This window comes from Butyrivibrio sp. VCD2006 (assembly GCF_000423925.1).
Taxonomy (GTDB): Bacteria; Bacillota; Clostridia; order Lachnospirales; family Lachnospiraceae; genus Butyrivibrio.
Map to the genome: position 1 here is coordinate 1 of NZ_AUIX01000049.1, position 16,089 is coordinate 16,089.

General features: G+C 36.6%; 15 protein-coding genes and 1 pseudogene. 4 read left to right on the plus strand and 12 right to left on the minus strand.

All coding sequences use genetic code 11. The features are described 5' to 3' along the window. Positions 1-245: 245 nt before the first annotated feature. The 3 genes and pseudogenes from G586_RS0115590 to G586_RS27545 form a co-directional block, all read left to right on the plus strand. The gene (locus tag G586_RS0115590; protein WP_026528477.1) at positions 246-458 is read left to right on the plus strand and encodes a hypothetical protein; all 213 of its coding nucleotides are present in this window, start codon (positions 246-248) and stop codon (positions 456-458) included. Between the two features lie 83 nt (positions 459-541). Continuing rightward, a complete protein-coding gene (locus tag G586_RS0115595) occupies positions 542-2,422 on the plus strand; it encodes an asparagine synthase-related protein (protein ID WP_026528478.1) in 1,881 nt (626 codons plus the stop codon). Then, positions 2,419-2,529: pseudogene (locus G586_RS27545) on the plus strand (glycosyltransferase); the annotation flags it as partial. The gene G586_RS0115595 and the pseudogene G586_RS27545, both read left to right, overlap by 4 nt. A 489-nt stretch (positions 2,530-3,018) precedes the next feature. Here the strand turns inward: G586_RS27545 and G586_RS0115605 are convergent. Then, a complete protein-coding gene (locus tag G586_RS0115605) occupies positions 3,019-3,945 on the minus strand; it encodes a hypothetical protein (RefSeq protein ID WP_026528480.1) in 927 nt (308 codons plus the stop codon). 67 nt (positions 3,946-4,012) lie between these two features. Then, on the minus strand, positions 4,013-4,501 hold the full coding sequence (locus tag G586_RS0115610; RefSeq protein ID WP_330363288.1) for a hypothetical protein: 489 nt from the start codon (positions 4,499-4,501) through the stop codon (positions 4,013-4,015). Positions 4,502-4,988: 487 nt separating this feature from the next. On the opposite strand from G586_RS0115610, the gene G586_RS0115620 reads away from it, so the two are divergent. Beyond that, entirely contained in the window at positions 4,989-6,473 is a 1,485-nt protein-coding gene (locus tag G586_RS0115620; protein WP_026528482.1) for a glycoside hydrolase family 5 protein, read from the plus strand. Positions 6,474-6,482: 9 nt separating this feature from the next. Here G586_RS0115620 and G586_RS25145 read toward each other — a convergent pair whose 3' ends face one another. From G586_RS25145 to G586_RS23405, 10 genes are all read right to left on the minus strand, one after another. After that, positions 6,483-7,358: a polysaccharide pyruvyl transferase family protein gene (locus G586_RS25145; protein ID WP_026528483.1), complete on the minus strand. Its 876-nt coding sequence runs from the start codon at positions 7,356-7,358 to the stop codon at positions 6,483-6,485. After that, positions 7,333-8,355 (minus strand): glycosyltransferase, encoded by a 1,023-nt coding sequence (locus G586_RS23385; RefSeq protein WP_051204840.1) that lies wholly within the window; start codon positions 8,353-8,355, stop codon positions 7,333-7,335. The genes G586_RS25145 and G586_RS23385 overlap by 26 nt, the downstream gene beginning before the upstream one ends. A 6-nt stretch (positions 8,356-8,361) precedes the next feature. After that, positions 8,362-9,414, minus strand: a complete 1,053-nt coding sequence (locus G586_RS0115635; RefSeq protein WP_026528484.1) for a glycosyltransferase family 2 protein — start codon at positions 9,412-9,414, stop codon at positions 8,362-8,364. An 84-nt stretch (positions 9,415-9,498) separates the two neighbouring features. Further along, positions 9,499-10,584, minus strand: coding sequence for a CDP-glycerol glycerophosphotransferase family protein (locus G586_RS0115640; RefSeq protein WP_026528485.1), 1,086 nt, complete (start codon positions 10,582-10,584; stop codon positions 9,499-9,501). A gap of 45 nt (positions 10,585-10,629) precedes the next feature. Then, the gene (locus G586_RS25150; protein WP_051204841.1) at positions 10,630-11,640 is read right to left on the minus strand and encodes a glycosyltransferase; all 1,011 of its coding nucleotides are present in this window, start codon (positions 11,638-11,640) and stop codon (positions 10,630-10,632) included. A gap of 24 nt (positions 11,641-11,664) precedes the next feature. After that, positions 11,665-12,462 carry a sensor histidine kinase gene (locus G586_RS0115650; protein WP_026528486.1) on the minus strand — a complete coding sequence of 266 codons (798 nt, stop codon included), beginning with the start codon at positions 12,460-12,462 and terminating at the stop codon, positions 11,665-11,667. Positions 12,463-12,496: 34 nt separating this feature from the next. Then, positions 12,497-13,189 carry a response regulator transcription factor gene (locus G586_RS0115655; protein ID WP_026528487.1) on the minus strand — a complete coding sequence of 231 codons (693 nt, stop codon included), beginning with the start codon at positions 13,187-13,189 and terminating at the stop codon, positions 12,497-12,499. Next, positions 13,186-14,880, minus strand: coding sequence for an ABC transporter ATP-binding protein (locus G586_RS23395; RefSeq protein ID WP_051204842.1), 1,695 nt, complete (start codon positions 14,878-14,880; stop codon positions 13,186-13,188). Before G586_RS23395 ends, G586_RS0115655 begins: the two co-directional genes overlap by 4 nt. Next, the gene (locus tag G586_RS23400) at positions 14,880-15,077 is read right to left on the minus strand and encodes a lasso peptide biosynthesis B2 protein (RefSeq protein ID WP_051204843.1); all 198 of its coding nucleotides are present in this window, start codon (positions 15,075-15,077) and stop codon (positions 14,880-14,882) included. Before G586_RS23400 ends, G586_RS23395 begins: the two co-directional genes overlap by 1 nt. Further along, on the minus strand, positions 15,074-16,084 hold the full coding sequence (locus G586_RS23405; protein ID WP_035773434.1) for an asparagine synthase-related protein: 1,011 nt from the start codon (positions 16,082-16,084) through the stop codon (positions 15,074-15,076). Before G586_RS23405 ends, G586_RS23400 begins: the two co-directional genes overlap by 4 nt. Between the last annotated feature and the right edge of the window lie 5 nt (positions 16,085-16,089).

Genomic DNA, 16,089 nt, shown 5'->3' on the forward strand with positions numbered 1-16,089 from the left:
TGAAAAATAAAAATAGCCAGCAGATATGCTGACTACAGTAGTAAGTGATATATAGATGGTCCCAAAAAGTAATAGTGCTAAATCCTAAAGACGGGACTTGCTGCGCTGAGCTTTAGAATGTTTAAAACATTGAGTATAGGATTTACCCACTTGTTACAATAATGTAAGATTCATTGACCGGTCGCTCATTAATCTATATTATAAGCATATCCAATTTATTAAATCTGTAGGAGGAGGAAACAGTAATGAAGAAGTGGAACAACCCTGAGATTTCAGCTTTAGATCTCAATCAGACACAAAACGGCATTTGGCCTTGGGACAGAGAGGTTTGCGTACTTATACTTGGTGGTGCACATGACGCAACTTCTAGTACTAACCAGCCTATTGAAGAAGGCAAGGGTGAAGGCGAAACAACAAACACTGAAGATAACGTTACAAATATAGATAATTTATCATAATGTGTTATCTTATTAGAGCTCGTCAAATTGATGAGCTCTATTTTTTTATGTTATAGTAAAAAATAAAAAACGGATGGAAAACAATGAGTGGTATATATGGCTGTGTTTCTCAAAACACCATTGATAAAAACGTATATAAAGGACTTTCACTATGGAATAATAGCTATGGTGACTGTAATACACAGGAATATTATGATGAGAATGCTTTTTTAGGCATAAAGCCGGAAGCACTAAAAAAATGCATCGATAATAAAAGAATTATTACATCTGCAGGGAGAGTAGGCGTATTTGATGCATTGATATATTCCGATACAGAGACAGGCCTGTCTGATGAATACTTTTTATCTGATCAGATATGTAAAAAAGGATTGGAAGCACTAGCTCATATAAATGGCGATTTTTCAGGCGCATTGTGGAATAACTCCAAGAAAGAATTAACTCTTTTCAGGGATCATTTAGGAGTACGACCTCTTTTTTACTACTCTGATAAGGACAGAGTGATTTTTTCAACTGACATAAGAGGAATATTATCTGTAAATGATATCGATATTCAGGTTAATGAGGACTGGCTCTTTTCGTATTTATATATGGGGAAGTCTCAGATTGGATGTAGGACAGAATACGAGCATATTAATTGTGTACCCTTTGGTGGATGGATAACTTTTCAATTCACCAAGCAAGGAATTATTGCAAAGGAGGGACATTATTATATCCCCGGAAAAAAGAAATATAGAATGAAAAGCAAAGAGGCTTATACAAAGGAGCTTAGAAGGCTGGTAGAGGATGCGGTACATATACGGGCAAACGCCACTAATTTGAAAATCGGAGCTGAATTATCCGGCGGACTGGATTCCGGAATCATCGACCTGATTTTAGCCAAAAGCAATAAAGAATGCCTTTATTATTCATGGTCTCCCGCAGAGGATAAACTTGCAATAGCGGAAAATGATGAGCGGCTAATTGTTAAGGACATTTGTGAAAAAGCAGGAATAACATGTAATTTTGGTGGCCTTGCTGTCAATCTGGACACGCCTATGATGGCGGAACGTTTTCCCCTTGGAAAGGGTGATTATGATAAACTACCTGCAGCTTTGACTTATGCATTTCCTCCCTACGTAAATACTGCATCCATTTTTGAAACAGCTTCTTTCATGAAGGATCATGGAGTGAAGTTTGTGTTTACCGGTCATGGTGGAGATGAAGGAGTAAGTCATAGATCTAATCCATACGAATTATTTTACTTTCATGAGTATTATCGATATTTGCGTCTTATGTATTCAAGAAGCAGTATCTCTAAGCATAGAATATTTAAGACAATAAAACTGATATATGATAATCAGATGCTTGCCAACAAAAAGCTAAAGGCACCATTTTTTGCCAAGCACATTGCTTCAGACGTTCTTAAATCAGATTTTACAAAAAAATATGAAAACGAAAAGATTAAGCCACTTGCTTTTGCATATGACCCAATTGAATATGTAATAGAAGGCGGAAGCAGAAACAGGCTGGATGTTTTGGCCTTCTTCTCTTCTTGCACCGGCACAAGATACTTAATTCCATATCTTGATTACAGAGTATTGGATTTTGCCCTGGGGATCCCCAGATACCTTTACCATAACTGGTACATAAACAGGTATATATTTAGAGAAGCTTTTAAAGACTTGATGCCACATTCTTTATACACTTTAAGAACCAAAGAGGATTTCAGTTATAGAAACTTACCCAAAATCTCTACATCTGAATACGAAAAGAATAGAGTTAGTAACGAAAGCATCGAGAGAAGGAAAATGTATCTTGGATATTTAGACAGAAACTACTGGCAAAAATATCTGAATTTTGAAATCCTGGAAGATTGGGTATATGGACGAAACAAAACAGAGGATGATGAACGTCTTGACAGGGCTATTTTTACATGCTTGCAGCTTGAACACCTTGTAAAACGTTCAAGGGAATTGAATTCATGAATGAACTTATCAGCATTATTATTCCGGTCTACAATGTAGAAAAATATCTCCGAGAATGTCTTGATTCAGTTATCAATCAGACATATAAAAAACTTGAAATCTCACTACGTTTTCCTAAAAAGAAAATGTTTGAAGATACCATTTATATGAATAAATGCCTTAGTATAGGAGTCTCTTGTGCAAAAACCGACTTACCGCTATATGTATATCGCCAAAGAGAGTGCAGTCTGACATCTTCAAAGGATGCAGCTTATCTCCTTGAATTATCCGAAATCAACAGGCATCAGTATGAGTCATTAAAAGAGCGCTATGATGAATCCTTCCGCAGTGCTTTATTCTGCAAATACCTAAATCTAATTAGCCGCAGAGCAGCCGACGTTTATTGGAACATGAACAGGCACGAAGCAAATAAAATCTATAACTGCTGGCTGGCATTTTATGTCTCAGATAAAAAACATATCAAAGACACCAAAGAAAAAGCAAAAACTATGTTATATAGACATTTTCCGCATCTATATTATCAGCTTATGCGAAATAGAATCTATAGTGCTTTCAAATCTTCTTGATAATGCCTAAAACGTAATACTTTAGTATATTCACTCAAGCTTTTTTACAATATCAGCGATAGCCTCAACGGAATCCACATTTGCCGGACGTGCAATCAGATATACCGGGCACTTTCCGGCAACCGACATGCATAGCTGCAGCACTTCTTTATTATTCTCCCACTCTCCTGATAGCCTATGAAGAAAGAGGTTCTGCTTTACCGCCATGAGCTGGTTTAAACCAGAAAGCTTTTGTAGCTGCACCTCCTGAACATCCGCCACAACAATAAAAGCCATGCACTTTAGCCTTTGTGGCTTTGCACAGAAGGCATCTCCGACAGGCACAAGGAATTTATCCTTATCTTCATTTATGTAAATGAGTTTTTCTTTATCGAGGCCTCTTTTTTCCACTTCATTTCTCACAAGCTTCTGATATGGAAATGCCGGATAAACCATAACATCATCCACGCATCTTACAGCAGCGACATCGTCAGCCATTATATTATATCCATCCTCAAGAAGCTTTTTTGTAAGCGTTGACTTACCCGCTCCGGGTTCACCTGATATCAGAATAGCCCCCTCTGTAATATCATCAGCACTTCCACAAACCGCACTGCAATGAATAGCCAGTGTTTTTCTCTGCAAAAGGAGCATTGCCATGGAAAAGCCAAGGAGCCAGGCAGAAACAGTTTCATCATTATAGCCCGATTTTGCTTCAAAAATTATCTCCTTACCATCTCTGATGACATAGTACCCGCCTTTATTCATAAAGCATGAGTACTCAAGGCCTATTTCGTACTTTTTTTCAAGAGCTCCTGCCATTGTAAGATTTTCAATTACTTCATCTGCACAATTCCCATGTCTTATAAAAACATCTGCCAAAGCGTCAGACTCACTATTATCGTCAGCTTTCAGCAGCTGCCTAAATTCAACTTCAGATTCAATTGTAAGCCCATATAACATATATCTTTTATTCATGCTTATCACCATCTTATATCAGCAAAACATATTTCAGCATCTATAATCAACACATAAAGCTAATAAATCAATTCGAATACAAAAGCTCCGATATTTTTCTAAATACTCTCTCGCAATTATATGAATCCGTATAGAAACGACTATCATCTGTCTTACAAAAGAAATGCTTATATCGTAGTACTTCAGGATGCAACTTGATATATAGCTTATACCCTCTCCTTGATATCTCTTCATATAATTCATCATCTTTACTAATCCTATCGAGCATTTCAAAATAACAAGACTCTTTCAGTTCTTCTTCGTTCAATCCCAATAATGAAGCTCTCCATGAAAATGCAACTATTATCTTGTTTTGATTTTTATTCTTTAGATAATCAAATCTTGGGAGTCCTGTAACCCCTATATGATCCTCGCTCCCCAAACCTCTTATCATATCTTCACGTTCTATATCAGAAGTAGTGGTTATATAAAAATTCTTATGATTTACAGGCTTTATCATCTTTGAAATATCACTATACGAAACCCCATGCTGTAGAAATATCTGTGGCATTTCCACGTGATTCTCCATATTTAAAAGTTGCGAGCTACAGTGACAGTCGCTGACGCATAGAAGCAGTTTATACTTAAGCGATTGTATATATACTACCTCGCCTATCCTGCTAATTCTGTCATAATCTTCACTATCTTTCTTTATAGCAAAAATTGTCTTTATATCTTTATCCTGAAGGAACTAAAAAAAGGCTTCCCCATTATCACCTGCCATGCCTTCTCTGTCACTAATAAGCCAAATATTTTTCCCATAAAATATCCTTCCCATGGCTCTTATGGATTTAAAAATTATCTGTCGAATTTTCATATAACGTATTAAGTCTTTCTTATTTTATTTCTGCTAAATGGCAAGCCTCTCTCATGTTGTATTACTAATGCAAATATCGTTATAATATTTATGAAATCCGCAATGTAATCATTTAGCTCATAAAAATCGATGATACCACAAATATTTCGCGCTCTAATGCATTAGTAAACATTTATGGAGGATCGTAATGAAAAAACTATTTGCCGTATTATGCATTTCAATCCTTAGTATGTCTTTTGCGTTTCATTATCACACTTTGGCTGTAAGAGCTAATAACAGCTCCGGTATTTCTGCCACAGCGTTCGTAGAACAGATGAAAACCGGATGGAATCTTGGTAATTCCCTTGATTCCCACTATGGAGATCCCAAAAGTGGAGGTAATCTCTCCCAGGAAACCATCTGGGGTAACCCCAAAATCACACAGGAACAGATTAACCTTGTCAAAGCCCAAGGATTCGATGTCATCAGGGTTCCGGTGTCCTGGTATACGCATACCTATAGGGATGAAAACGATACAATTCACATTAGTAGTGAATGGCTTGCCAGGGTATGCGAAGTAGTTGATTATTGCATAAACGATGATTTCTATGTAATCATTAATACCCACCATGACGGCGAAGTTCTCCACGCCGGTGTCTCTGATAAGGACTTCGATCAAGTAAAGGCTGATGCCACTTCTCTATGGAGCGAAATTTCTGCTTACTTCTCATCCTATGATGAGCATCTGATCTTTGAGTCTTACAATGAAATTGACAACCTTGATAAATCCTGGAGTTTTGGCAAAAAGGCCGCCTCCCAGATGAATGAACTGAATCAGATTTTTGTGAACACAGTACGCGCATCCGGCGGTAATAACGATGAGCGCCTGCTTATGGTCCCTACTCTTCTTGATAATCCCGGAGAAAAATTTCAGAAAGCCTTTGTGCTTCCCTCAGACACTGTTCCAGGGAAAATCATTGTAACTGTCCATAATTACTCACAGACCTTTGATCAGACAATGGACAATACATTTTCAAATATGGCCAATTTTTCGAAAAACCTCGGTGTGCCAATCATAATTGGAGAATGGGGAACAACTTCCAAGTTCTCTCCTGCCCAATATAGATTGGTTCATGCCTCCAACTATATAGCGCGCGCTAATAAATTCGGTTTAAAATGCATTTACTGGGATAACGGCAGCAATTATGCCATCATCGACAGAAAGAATCTCACTGTTAACAGCGAGATGATCTCCGCCATAATGAATCCTTCTGAATATACATCTGATGCCTCTGCTCAGTTATCTGATTTTGACGGCTATCTTTATATGACAATCGACCAAAAAACCGGTGCATTAAAGGAAGACAAGCATTGGGGAACCCTTTTGGTCAATGCCGATGGAAATGGCGGATATGCCATTCCCGCCGGAAAGACATCTATCTATGTCGGGCTTGTTGCAAGAGACAATATGTCTGATCAAAGAATCCATTATCTGTATTTCTTTGATTCCCACAATAACATTACAGGTAAAATTAATGAAAACTATGGTTTCACTGAAAAGGTTGCTGAAATTCCCGAAGGAACTGTTTATGCAAGGATTGGCATAAACAATTCCTATTCAAAGACCTCAAAGAAGGAATATAAAGAGGCTGTTGAAAACGGAACTCTAAGTATTCTGATTAACCTTTACTAATTTCATTTTTCAGTTCCATAAGTCAACAGGAAAACTACTCAGTAGATTTTCCTGCAGCTTTGACAGATCCGGAACAGAAGGAACAGGCATAGCTAATCCCTCTTCAACGGATTTACATACAGGATAATCATATCTCCCGGTGCTATAATAATAATCGTTATATTTAAATCTGTCCCTGCCTTCCAATTTATCCAATAGTATAGCCGGAACACCGTAAGCCTCTGCAATTATACAACCATGAAGTGAACTACTAATTATAAGCTTACTGTTATATATTTCATCAATAGTTCTCTTCCAATCATCTGTAAGTATGTCAATCTGATTGGCTATAGACTCATCCTTTTTGCTCATATGAAGAATTACGGAATAATCTCTTTTCTCCTTATACTCCGTAGGAGTATAGATAAGTGGCATCAAAACACCTGGATCTCCTAAAAGGCATCTTGAAACATCATAGCCATTCTCCCTAAGCCTAGACAAAGTCTTTGGACCTCTCACGCATCTTACATCCAGCTTACGAGTTTTACTACGTTTCCAAATAACCCCTTCTGGTTCTCCAAATAAAATTCCACTTCCCCATATGGTTGCATCTTGATATCCTAAAAGAATCAAAGACCCTATTGTATATAAATGCTTTGTAGATGCTATTTTTCTTTGGGGATCAATCCCAAATCTGTCTGTCATATACTCAAAAATTGGAAGTGCAAGCCAATCACCAAGATTTTGCTTTGCACTGTCACTTTTAAATACTAATGAGCCAAATTTTCTTTCACATATGGGAGCCCAATGTAAATTAACTCGTTTTGGAATCGCCTTAAAATTCAATATATTTAGAATTATTCTATCTTTTAATAATATTTCAAGGATTTTTTGTATTCTTTTCATCATACTCTCTTTGCTTATAACCTTCTCTAATTTTAACAATCTTTTTCCTGATAAGAAGATAATAGAAAGAAGGTAAGTATCTATAAAGCATTGTTTTATTCTTTTCTTTATTATCAACTATATAGCAACGGTTTTCATCATAAATACATATCCACTTCCTATATAATTGCCTAGCCATGCCTTTATCAGTAAAAAAGTAAACTTCCGAAATTATACGACTCATTCTATTGAGTTCCTTACATAACAACTTAGAACGATATACCTCTCCAAATGAGTCTTTAAGAGAGTCATATTGATAAATAAGGGAGTCTATCCAATCAAAATAGAATTTTCCTTCTCTAGCTGCCATTATGCTATTAGATCTTTGTCTATAATAATATAGTTCTTCATCTACATAACATGCATTCATTCCCTTCTTCATAAGATCACTAATAAACAAAGAATCTTCATTATACTTTCCTGGCAAAAATCTAGTATTCCCGATTATGCTTCTATCAAAAATTGTTCCATGAACATATATATAAGGTGCCATAAAATCTGATAAAAACATATAAGCATACTCTTCATTACTAAGAGTATTTTCACTAATTTGCTGTATCCTATAATTTTTTTTATCAATTTTATCATAAAAAGCAAACAGTCTACATTTTGAAATACTCGTCTTATGATTCTTTATCGAATTATATAAACATTCTGCTAAACAAGGATGTATTACATCATCTGAATCTACAAATATTATATATTCCCCCATTGAAATATCTATTCCAACGTTTCGCGAAACAGATACTCCTTCATTCTCTTTATGTAACACCCTAATACGAGAATCTTTACCAGCCCAAATATCACATATATCACCACTCTTATCAGTTGATCCATCATCAATAAGTATTATTTCTAAATTTTGGTATGATTGATCAACAACACTGGAAACGCATTCATCGATATATTGTTCCACATTATATACCGGAACAATAATGCTTATTATTTCACTCTCCAAAACTTGCTACTCTCCTAAAACCTCTATAGTAATATTATATAATCTATCCTTAATATCTTCATACGTAATAGTATTTGAAATGTATTTCAATTTGTTATCATTTGGATTTCTTTTTCTGCCAATTTTTTTAATTTTTTTATAAAACTGAATAGCAATTTCAATCATAACTTTATACGTCATATATGGATAATTATTACATTTTCTACAAATCTGTTTAAATAAGATTCTATTTTCATTTATAAGCTTTTTAGATTCAGCATCTTCCATATTCCTATCCAGAATGCAAGACGCTACATATTGACGCACTATAGTTTTCATCAAATAGTCTTTATCTTCGTCATACTTAGTTGTCTCGTATAGATCCCAAAAAACAAGCATTTTTATATTACTCAAAACATGAATATTCCAGGTATGTGTATTACTTTTAGGATTATTCCTCATCAAATAAAACGCCATATTGTTATCAACTGCTATATTTTGCGTATTTGATGCTGTGAGATATCTAAAAGCAGACTCAATATCCTGTCTTTGATACTCATAGAATCTAATTCCATGCTCATCCAAAAACTTCTTTCTATACAAACATGACCAAAACTCAAGTGGACTCATATGATGTTTAACATCCCTAACTGCATTTTCCCTATAAACTGATAAAGTCAAATCAAAATTAGTAATGAGCCTCGGAGTCCAAATAATATCAATACCATCGCGTTCATATTTATGCAGCTTTGAAACATAGTTATCATCAATCACATCATGAAGATAAAGATCATCACTATCAAGAAAAGCTATCCATTTACCTCTAGCTTTACTTATTCCTACATTTCTTGCATGGCCAGTTCCACCATTCTCTATCTTTATATATTGGAACTTTTCTCCAATATATTTAGCACATATTTTTTCTGTATTATCATTAGAACCATCATCGACAAGTATTATTTCAATGCAATTTGCTGATTGAGCCAATACAGATTGTATTCCTGTCTCTACAAAAGCCGCAGAATTATAGCTTGGTATTATAACTGAAACATATATATCTGCATTTTCATTACTATTCATTTTCATCCTCAATCCAAAATATTTATTCTAAATCTTCCCACACCATAAATGTGCGAACCTCTTTTTCGGTATGAGAAGCTTTAGTTAGTATTTATTTAACAGCGTACGTATTTTATCAAATACTCTTTCACAATTATCTTTATCTATATACTTAAAATATTCATCAACATGTTCTCTATATTTTTCCTCCATACGACAGCCTTCATCAATAAGCCCCAAAATGGCTGATTTTAGGTCATCATAATCAGTAATCACAGGCCCAAATCCATGATTCTCATAGTCAAATAATCCTAAAGACACGAAAGGATTCCCCTCATAAAACTGATTCTGATCAAATTGAAAATATATAATAGGTTTATACATGTATACGCAGTCGCTTATTGCGGATGAATAATCTGTTACCATCAAAGAAACTTCTTCAAAAAGTTTGTTATATGTATCTGTATAGAAGTAATTCTCATCTACCTCAGAAAAGAAGTGCTTATGCCTCAACACTTCAGGATGAAGCTTAAAATATAGTTTATATCCTCTCCTCGATATTTCTTCCCTTAATTCTTCATCTTTGATAATCCTATCAAGCATTTTATAATAACGAGATTCTTTTAGCACATCTTCATTCAATCCTGATAATGACGCTCTCCATGAAAATACTGCTATGACTTTGTTTCCATCTTTACACTTTAGATAATCAAATCTTGGGAGTCCTGTGAGCCAGACATGATCCTCGCTAACACCACCTCTTATCAGCTGTTCACGTTCCATATCAGAGACAGTGATTATATAAAAATTCTTATGATTTACAGGCTTAATCATCTTCGAAATATCACTGTATGCAACTCCGTGCTGTAAAAATATCTGTGGAGTTTCAATATGATTCTCCATATGAAAAAGCTGTGAACTGCAATGACAATCGCTAATACAGAGAAGCAGCTTATATTTCAGTGAACGCATGTCGACAACATTTCCTATTTTGCTGATTCGATCATAATCCTCACTGTCTTTTCTTATAGCAAATACAGCATTGACAGCCTTAGACTGCAGGTATTTAAAAAAAGCCTCGCCATTATCCCCGGCAGATCCTTCCCTGTCACTTATAAGCCACACGTGTTTTCTATAAAATAACCTGCCTATGATCCTTGCAGTCTTAAATAAAATCTGTCTTGCTTTCATATACTGACTTCCCCTCATTCATCAGTTATATGTGTCTTTTAAACCTTATCTATTGATGTGCTCCAAAAACGTGTACATCCGTATTATTGCTGCAGCATTCCTTGTGAGTACAAGCTGCCTGATTATTACCTTTCTTATTCTTTCAAGCCTGGATATGCGAACAGCACTCCTGAATATATCCTCATCACATATCGCTCTTATGGTTCTCTTTTTCTCTTCGAACGATAATTCCTTCCGCAAACTTATCTGCTTTAGGTTTGTGTTTACAAGCGTCACATATAAATTGCTGAACTTAAGAATCTGAGCATCATTGTCAGCAAACATTCTGCAGTAATCCATAGCATTCTTGTAAAACCTTGTAACAGAGGCAAAATAGCCATCCATATACTTTGTTATAAGACTTCCTGAGCTCCTAACATAATATGAGTAGTACATGTTGTTATTCACAACTATCTTTTCTGCATACTGAAGCATTTTTGATGCAAATATTATGTCCTCATAGATAGGAAACTCCGGCAAAAATCGCAGGCTGTTATCTATAAGAAAGCTCCTCTTGTACATTTTATTCCAAGGTGCATTAAACACCTCATGGTCAATTGTCGTATTAAGAAAGCTGTCAAAGAACTGCTTTTTATCACCGATGAAATCCTTGCCTACCAGATTGTCTTTTTTCTCACCGGTATCAACATTGAAATACCAGAAGCAAAACATAACCACATCAGCATCATTACTCTCAGCAAGCTTGATGTTATCTTCTACCAGTGACTCAGTAATATCATCATCTACGTCGTAGTAAAGAACATAATCTCCTGTGGCTTTATCCGTACCGGCATTCCTGGCGGAGCTAAGGCCTCCGTTCGCTTTATGAACAACAACAAATCTTGGATCCCTGGAAGCATAATAATCACATTTTTCAGGTGTTTTATCTGTGCTTCCATCATCAACGATAATAAATTCAAGATTTTCATAAGTCTGCGCAAGAAGATTTTTTGCGCATCTGTCTATATATTTTTCCCCATTATATACAGGGACAATAATGCTAACTTTTTTACTCATCTTATCTATCCAAATCGTAATTATTTAAAGAAAAACGGTAAATCTACTGCCCTTCCCAAGTGTACTTTCACATGTAATTTTTCCGCCATGGAATTCAACAATGCGCTTTGTAATTGCAAGCCCAAGGCCACTACTGGAATCATCTTTTGGTGTTCTGGCATTAGACACTTTATATGTCCTGTCAAAAATATATGGGATAGACTCTTTTGGTATCCCATATCCGGTATCCTCAACATAGAAAAAAGCTCCATCGCTATTCTGACCAGCTCCCAATGTTATTTTTGACCCTTTATCTGAATACTTTCTTGCATTAGTAAACAGATTGTCCAATACTCTCTCAAATTTTGATATATCAATATGAACCACTACATCCAAATCATCGGGTACATCCAGAACAAAATCATAGTCCTTATACTTATCATCAATTTCCAAAGCGAAGAAATACTCTTCAAGAAACTGTGCCAGTGGAATATCTTCCAAATTGAATTCTTCACGCCCACTATCTATACAGGTCATGTAGTATAAATCCTGAATCATAACTTCAAGAGTCTTTGTCCGTGCATCAAGCAGCTTTACCAAAGAATTCATTTCCTCTCCGGTGCTGCCACACTCAGGATCATCTCTCTTCAGTTTTATATAATCAATAGTACTACGTATAGCTGTAAGCGGGGCTCTTAGATCATGAGATATGTTTTCCAGCATAGCTGTACGTTCATTCTCTGTTCTCTTAAGCTTTGTATTTGCTTCTATCAACTGTCTTGATAACTGAGCTATTGTGTCTGAATTGACATCAGGCTGCTCAAATTTTCGTTTGCTTATCATCTTTCCACCAATGTCCATTAATGAACAAAAAGTTTTACTTTGGTATTACAAGCTTATAACCCTTGGACCATATGGTCTCTATCAGGCTATCAACACCTGTCTGCTTCTCAATCTTCTTTCTTAATCTGGATACATTGACCATAACATTTCTGCGGTCACTTTCCACGTAATTTCCCCAAAGCTTCTTTCCGATTTCCTCAAATGATATTTCCTTTCCCGCATTCTGTGCAAGGAATAACATAAGGTCATATTCTTTATTGGATATAAATATTTCCTGATCATTATAAAAAAGCTTATGGAGTTCAAGGTTAATAAAAAATGGGTTCATATCTATAAACATAGTACCCTGATCCTGAACATTTTTATTTGAACTTCTCCTTATATGAGCCTGTATACGAACATAAACCTCTCTAAGGCTGTAGGGCTTTTCTATGTAGTCGTCCGCTCCTGCTTCGAAGCCCTCAATTTTATCATCCTCTGAAACCTTTCCCGACAGAAACAAAACCGGAGCAGTAGATTTTTCTCTGATCTTTGTGCAAACGGAAAATCCATCCATATCAGGTAGCATTACATCCAGAAGAATACAATCAGGCTTAAAGACCTTCGCAAGCTCAAGACCTTTCTGCGCTCTGTCTGCAACCTCAACATAGCACCCCTTCTCCTCAAAATATTTCTTATTAATATCCAGAACCTCAGTATCATCATCGATCATCAGTATTTTAGTCATATAGCTTCCCTCATTTTTTTATCTACAATCTGAATCTCTCTGTCGCAGTATTGAAGCACCGATCTTCTATGAGTAATAAGAAGACACGTCGGCGCAGGACTCCATTTTCTTACGCCCTCAAGAACTCTAAGCTCAGTACTCTCATCAAGAGATGATGTAGCTTCATCAAGAATAAGAAATGGTGCTTTCCTTATAAGCGCACGGGCAATGGCAATACGCTGTGCCTGTCCCTCCGAAATACCTACACCCTTTTCTCCTATGACTGTATCTATACCATTAGGTAACTCCTTGATAAAGTCCTCGGCTGCTGAACTTCTCACAGCTTCCATAAGCTCTTCTTCCGTGGCATCCTTCTTTCCCATAAGGATATTCTCTCTTATTGTTCCACTGAAAAGAGTGTTGCCCTGCGGAACATAGGCTATGAAATCTCTGGCATCAGGGCTTGCATCCATGCTTTCACCATTCTGATTATAAAATGTAATCTTACCCTGCATATTCTTGGTAAACGCCATTATGAGACGCACAAGTGTCGTCTTACCGATTCCTGATTTACCGACTATGGCAGTAAACTCACCCGGTTTAAACTCTATGCTGGCATTATCTAAAACAAGCTCATCCGTGTATCCAAAAGATACATTCGTGACCTTAACTCCGATATTCTCGGGAGTTATTCTATTATCCGTATATTCCTCCTTGGGAAGTTCCTGAATTTCAATTATACGGCCTGCAGAAGCAAGCATAGATATCAGTTTCGGAACCATCTGGGCAAGGTTTATGATAGGTGCCTGTATTCTGTTAACAAGCTGCAGGAAAACTGTCATGGTACCATAAGTGATCACTTTATTAGCAATACATATAGCTCCCCATGAGAACGCCACAACATATCCCAGCTGAAAAGACAGTCCCATAGCAGCAGATGCATACATGTTGGTTCTGTTCTTCTTAAATACCCAGTATATCCTCTCGTCCCTAAGCTTAGTTAATCTGTCTTCAGAATAATCCTCCAAGCAGAATGACTTTTCAATAAGGATATTCGCAAGACTCTCCTGCATGAAAGAACGATATTTTGATTCTGTCTGTTGAACCTTAACAGTGAGATACTTTAGTTTTCTTCCAAGCCATATACTTGCGATCATCGCGATAGGTGCAACCATCAGTGCAAAAAGTGCAAGTCTAAAATCATAGTAAGCAAGTGTAAAGAAGGTTACCAGAAGTTCTACAATAAGTCTTAGCACAGTAGGTATCGTATGAGCGATACCATCCGAAACCGCACCTACATCACTTGTAAGTCTGGTCATTAGATCACCGGTATGATATTTAGCTATATCAAGCCAGGTTGTATCCAGAATCCTTCTATAAACATGCTTTCTGATTCCAAACCCAAACTTCTCGTATACAACGACAGAAATCAGATTGCTTATTATGCTTAGTGCCTGCGAAGAAAATATCACCAGAACATATAGTGCAATAATCGTCCATAGTTCCGAAATATTGCCACCTGTAGCTTTATCAATCATCTGTTTGCCGATCAGAGCCATGCCGACTGTTAAAAGCGTCGCTAAAATGTCAAATCCCATCAGCAGTGAAAGCTGCGGAATATACGGCTTTGTGTAACCAAGTATCCACTTGAGATATTCTCTTGCATCATCTCTTTTTTTCCAATAGTGCTTTATCTTTTCAACCTTACTCATTATTTAATCCTTGCCCTAAACTTTTCTACAATTGCATAGCCATCGGCTGCGCCATTCCCCCCGGTAACATAAGCCTTACCACATCTGATCCACGCATGAGCTACCATCTTACCTGTCTCGTCCTCTTTACATCCAAGGTAAAGAGTTGACTCAATCCCCTTCTCCAAAAGAAGCTTCTGCGCAGTCAGTGCTCTCACCAGGCATTTACTCTCCCATCTGGCATATCGAAGCCCGGATTTTTGTATTCATATTCTTTAAGCGGAACAGAGGTGTATCCATAAAGAGTTTTATTTTCACCCTGCATAAGCTTTGCAGCAACCGTTGCAACAGATGACGAATCAAGTCCACTGCTTATAGTTGCAGCAATCCCTCCGTCAGTATCGATAGCATCTCTTACACACTCAAAAAAGACATTTCTGAAGGTCTCTCTGTATATAGGATCATAAGGATCCTTTGGCCATGATTTTGACGTCTTAAAATCACAACTGGGATCAAAATATGTTTTTGAACTATATGACCATTTACTACCAACCGGTACTGCCTTTATATAGCATCCCCTGACTGTATGAAAGATATTATTAAATGGAGTTCTGTCTGGAAATGCATACATATATGCAGAGAATGAAGCTTCACATCCTGTTATAAACTGTTCATCATAGCCTTTATACTCAGCAGGCATTGCATTAAAAATGGGTCTTGAAAGCGTTGAGAAATAAAGCTCATCACCGCAAATACTGTAATCTACGCATCTGCATCCGGTGTGATCCGTGAAAAGATAAAACTCATTATTTTTCTTTTCATATATAGCAATAGCAAAAAGTCCCAATAGATGACTGGTAAAATCTAAGCCCCACTTTTTCCACGACTTGAAAGCCAGCTCACCATCGGGTGTTTCCATTGATACTTCAGAAAAGCCTGATTTTTGAAGCTCGTCAACAAGCTTTTGTCTGCCATTTAGAACAACATCAGCTGTAAATACAGTTCCCTCCTTTTCATCATAAAAAGGGAGTACTTCATTTCTTGAGCGAACGTTAAAATATTGGATTCCGCAAGCAAAGAAACCATTATCAAATTCTTTTTCCTCGAATCTGTCAATAGCACACTCATTATATGGTTCCATCATTTGACCTTTGACTTCGCTGATTCTCGAAGCCAAAGCTTCATCATTACTATTTAGCTTTATATATCCCCAGATGCCTGACATAATTA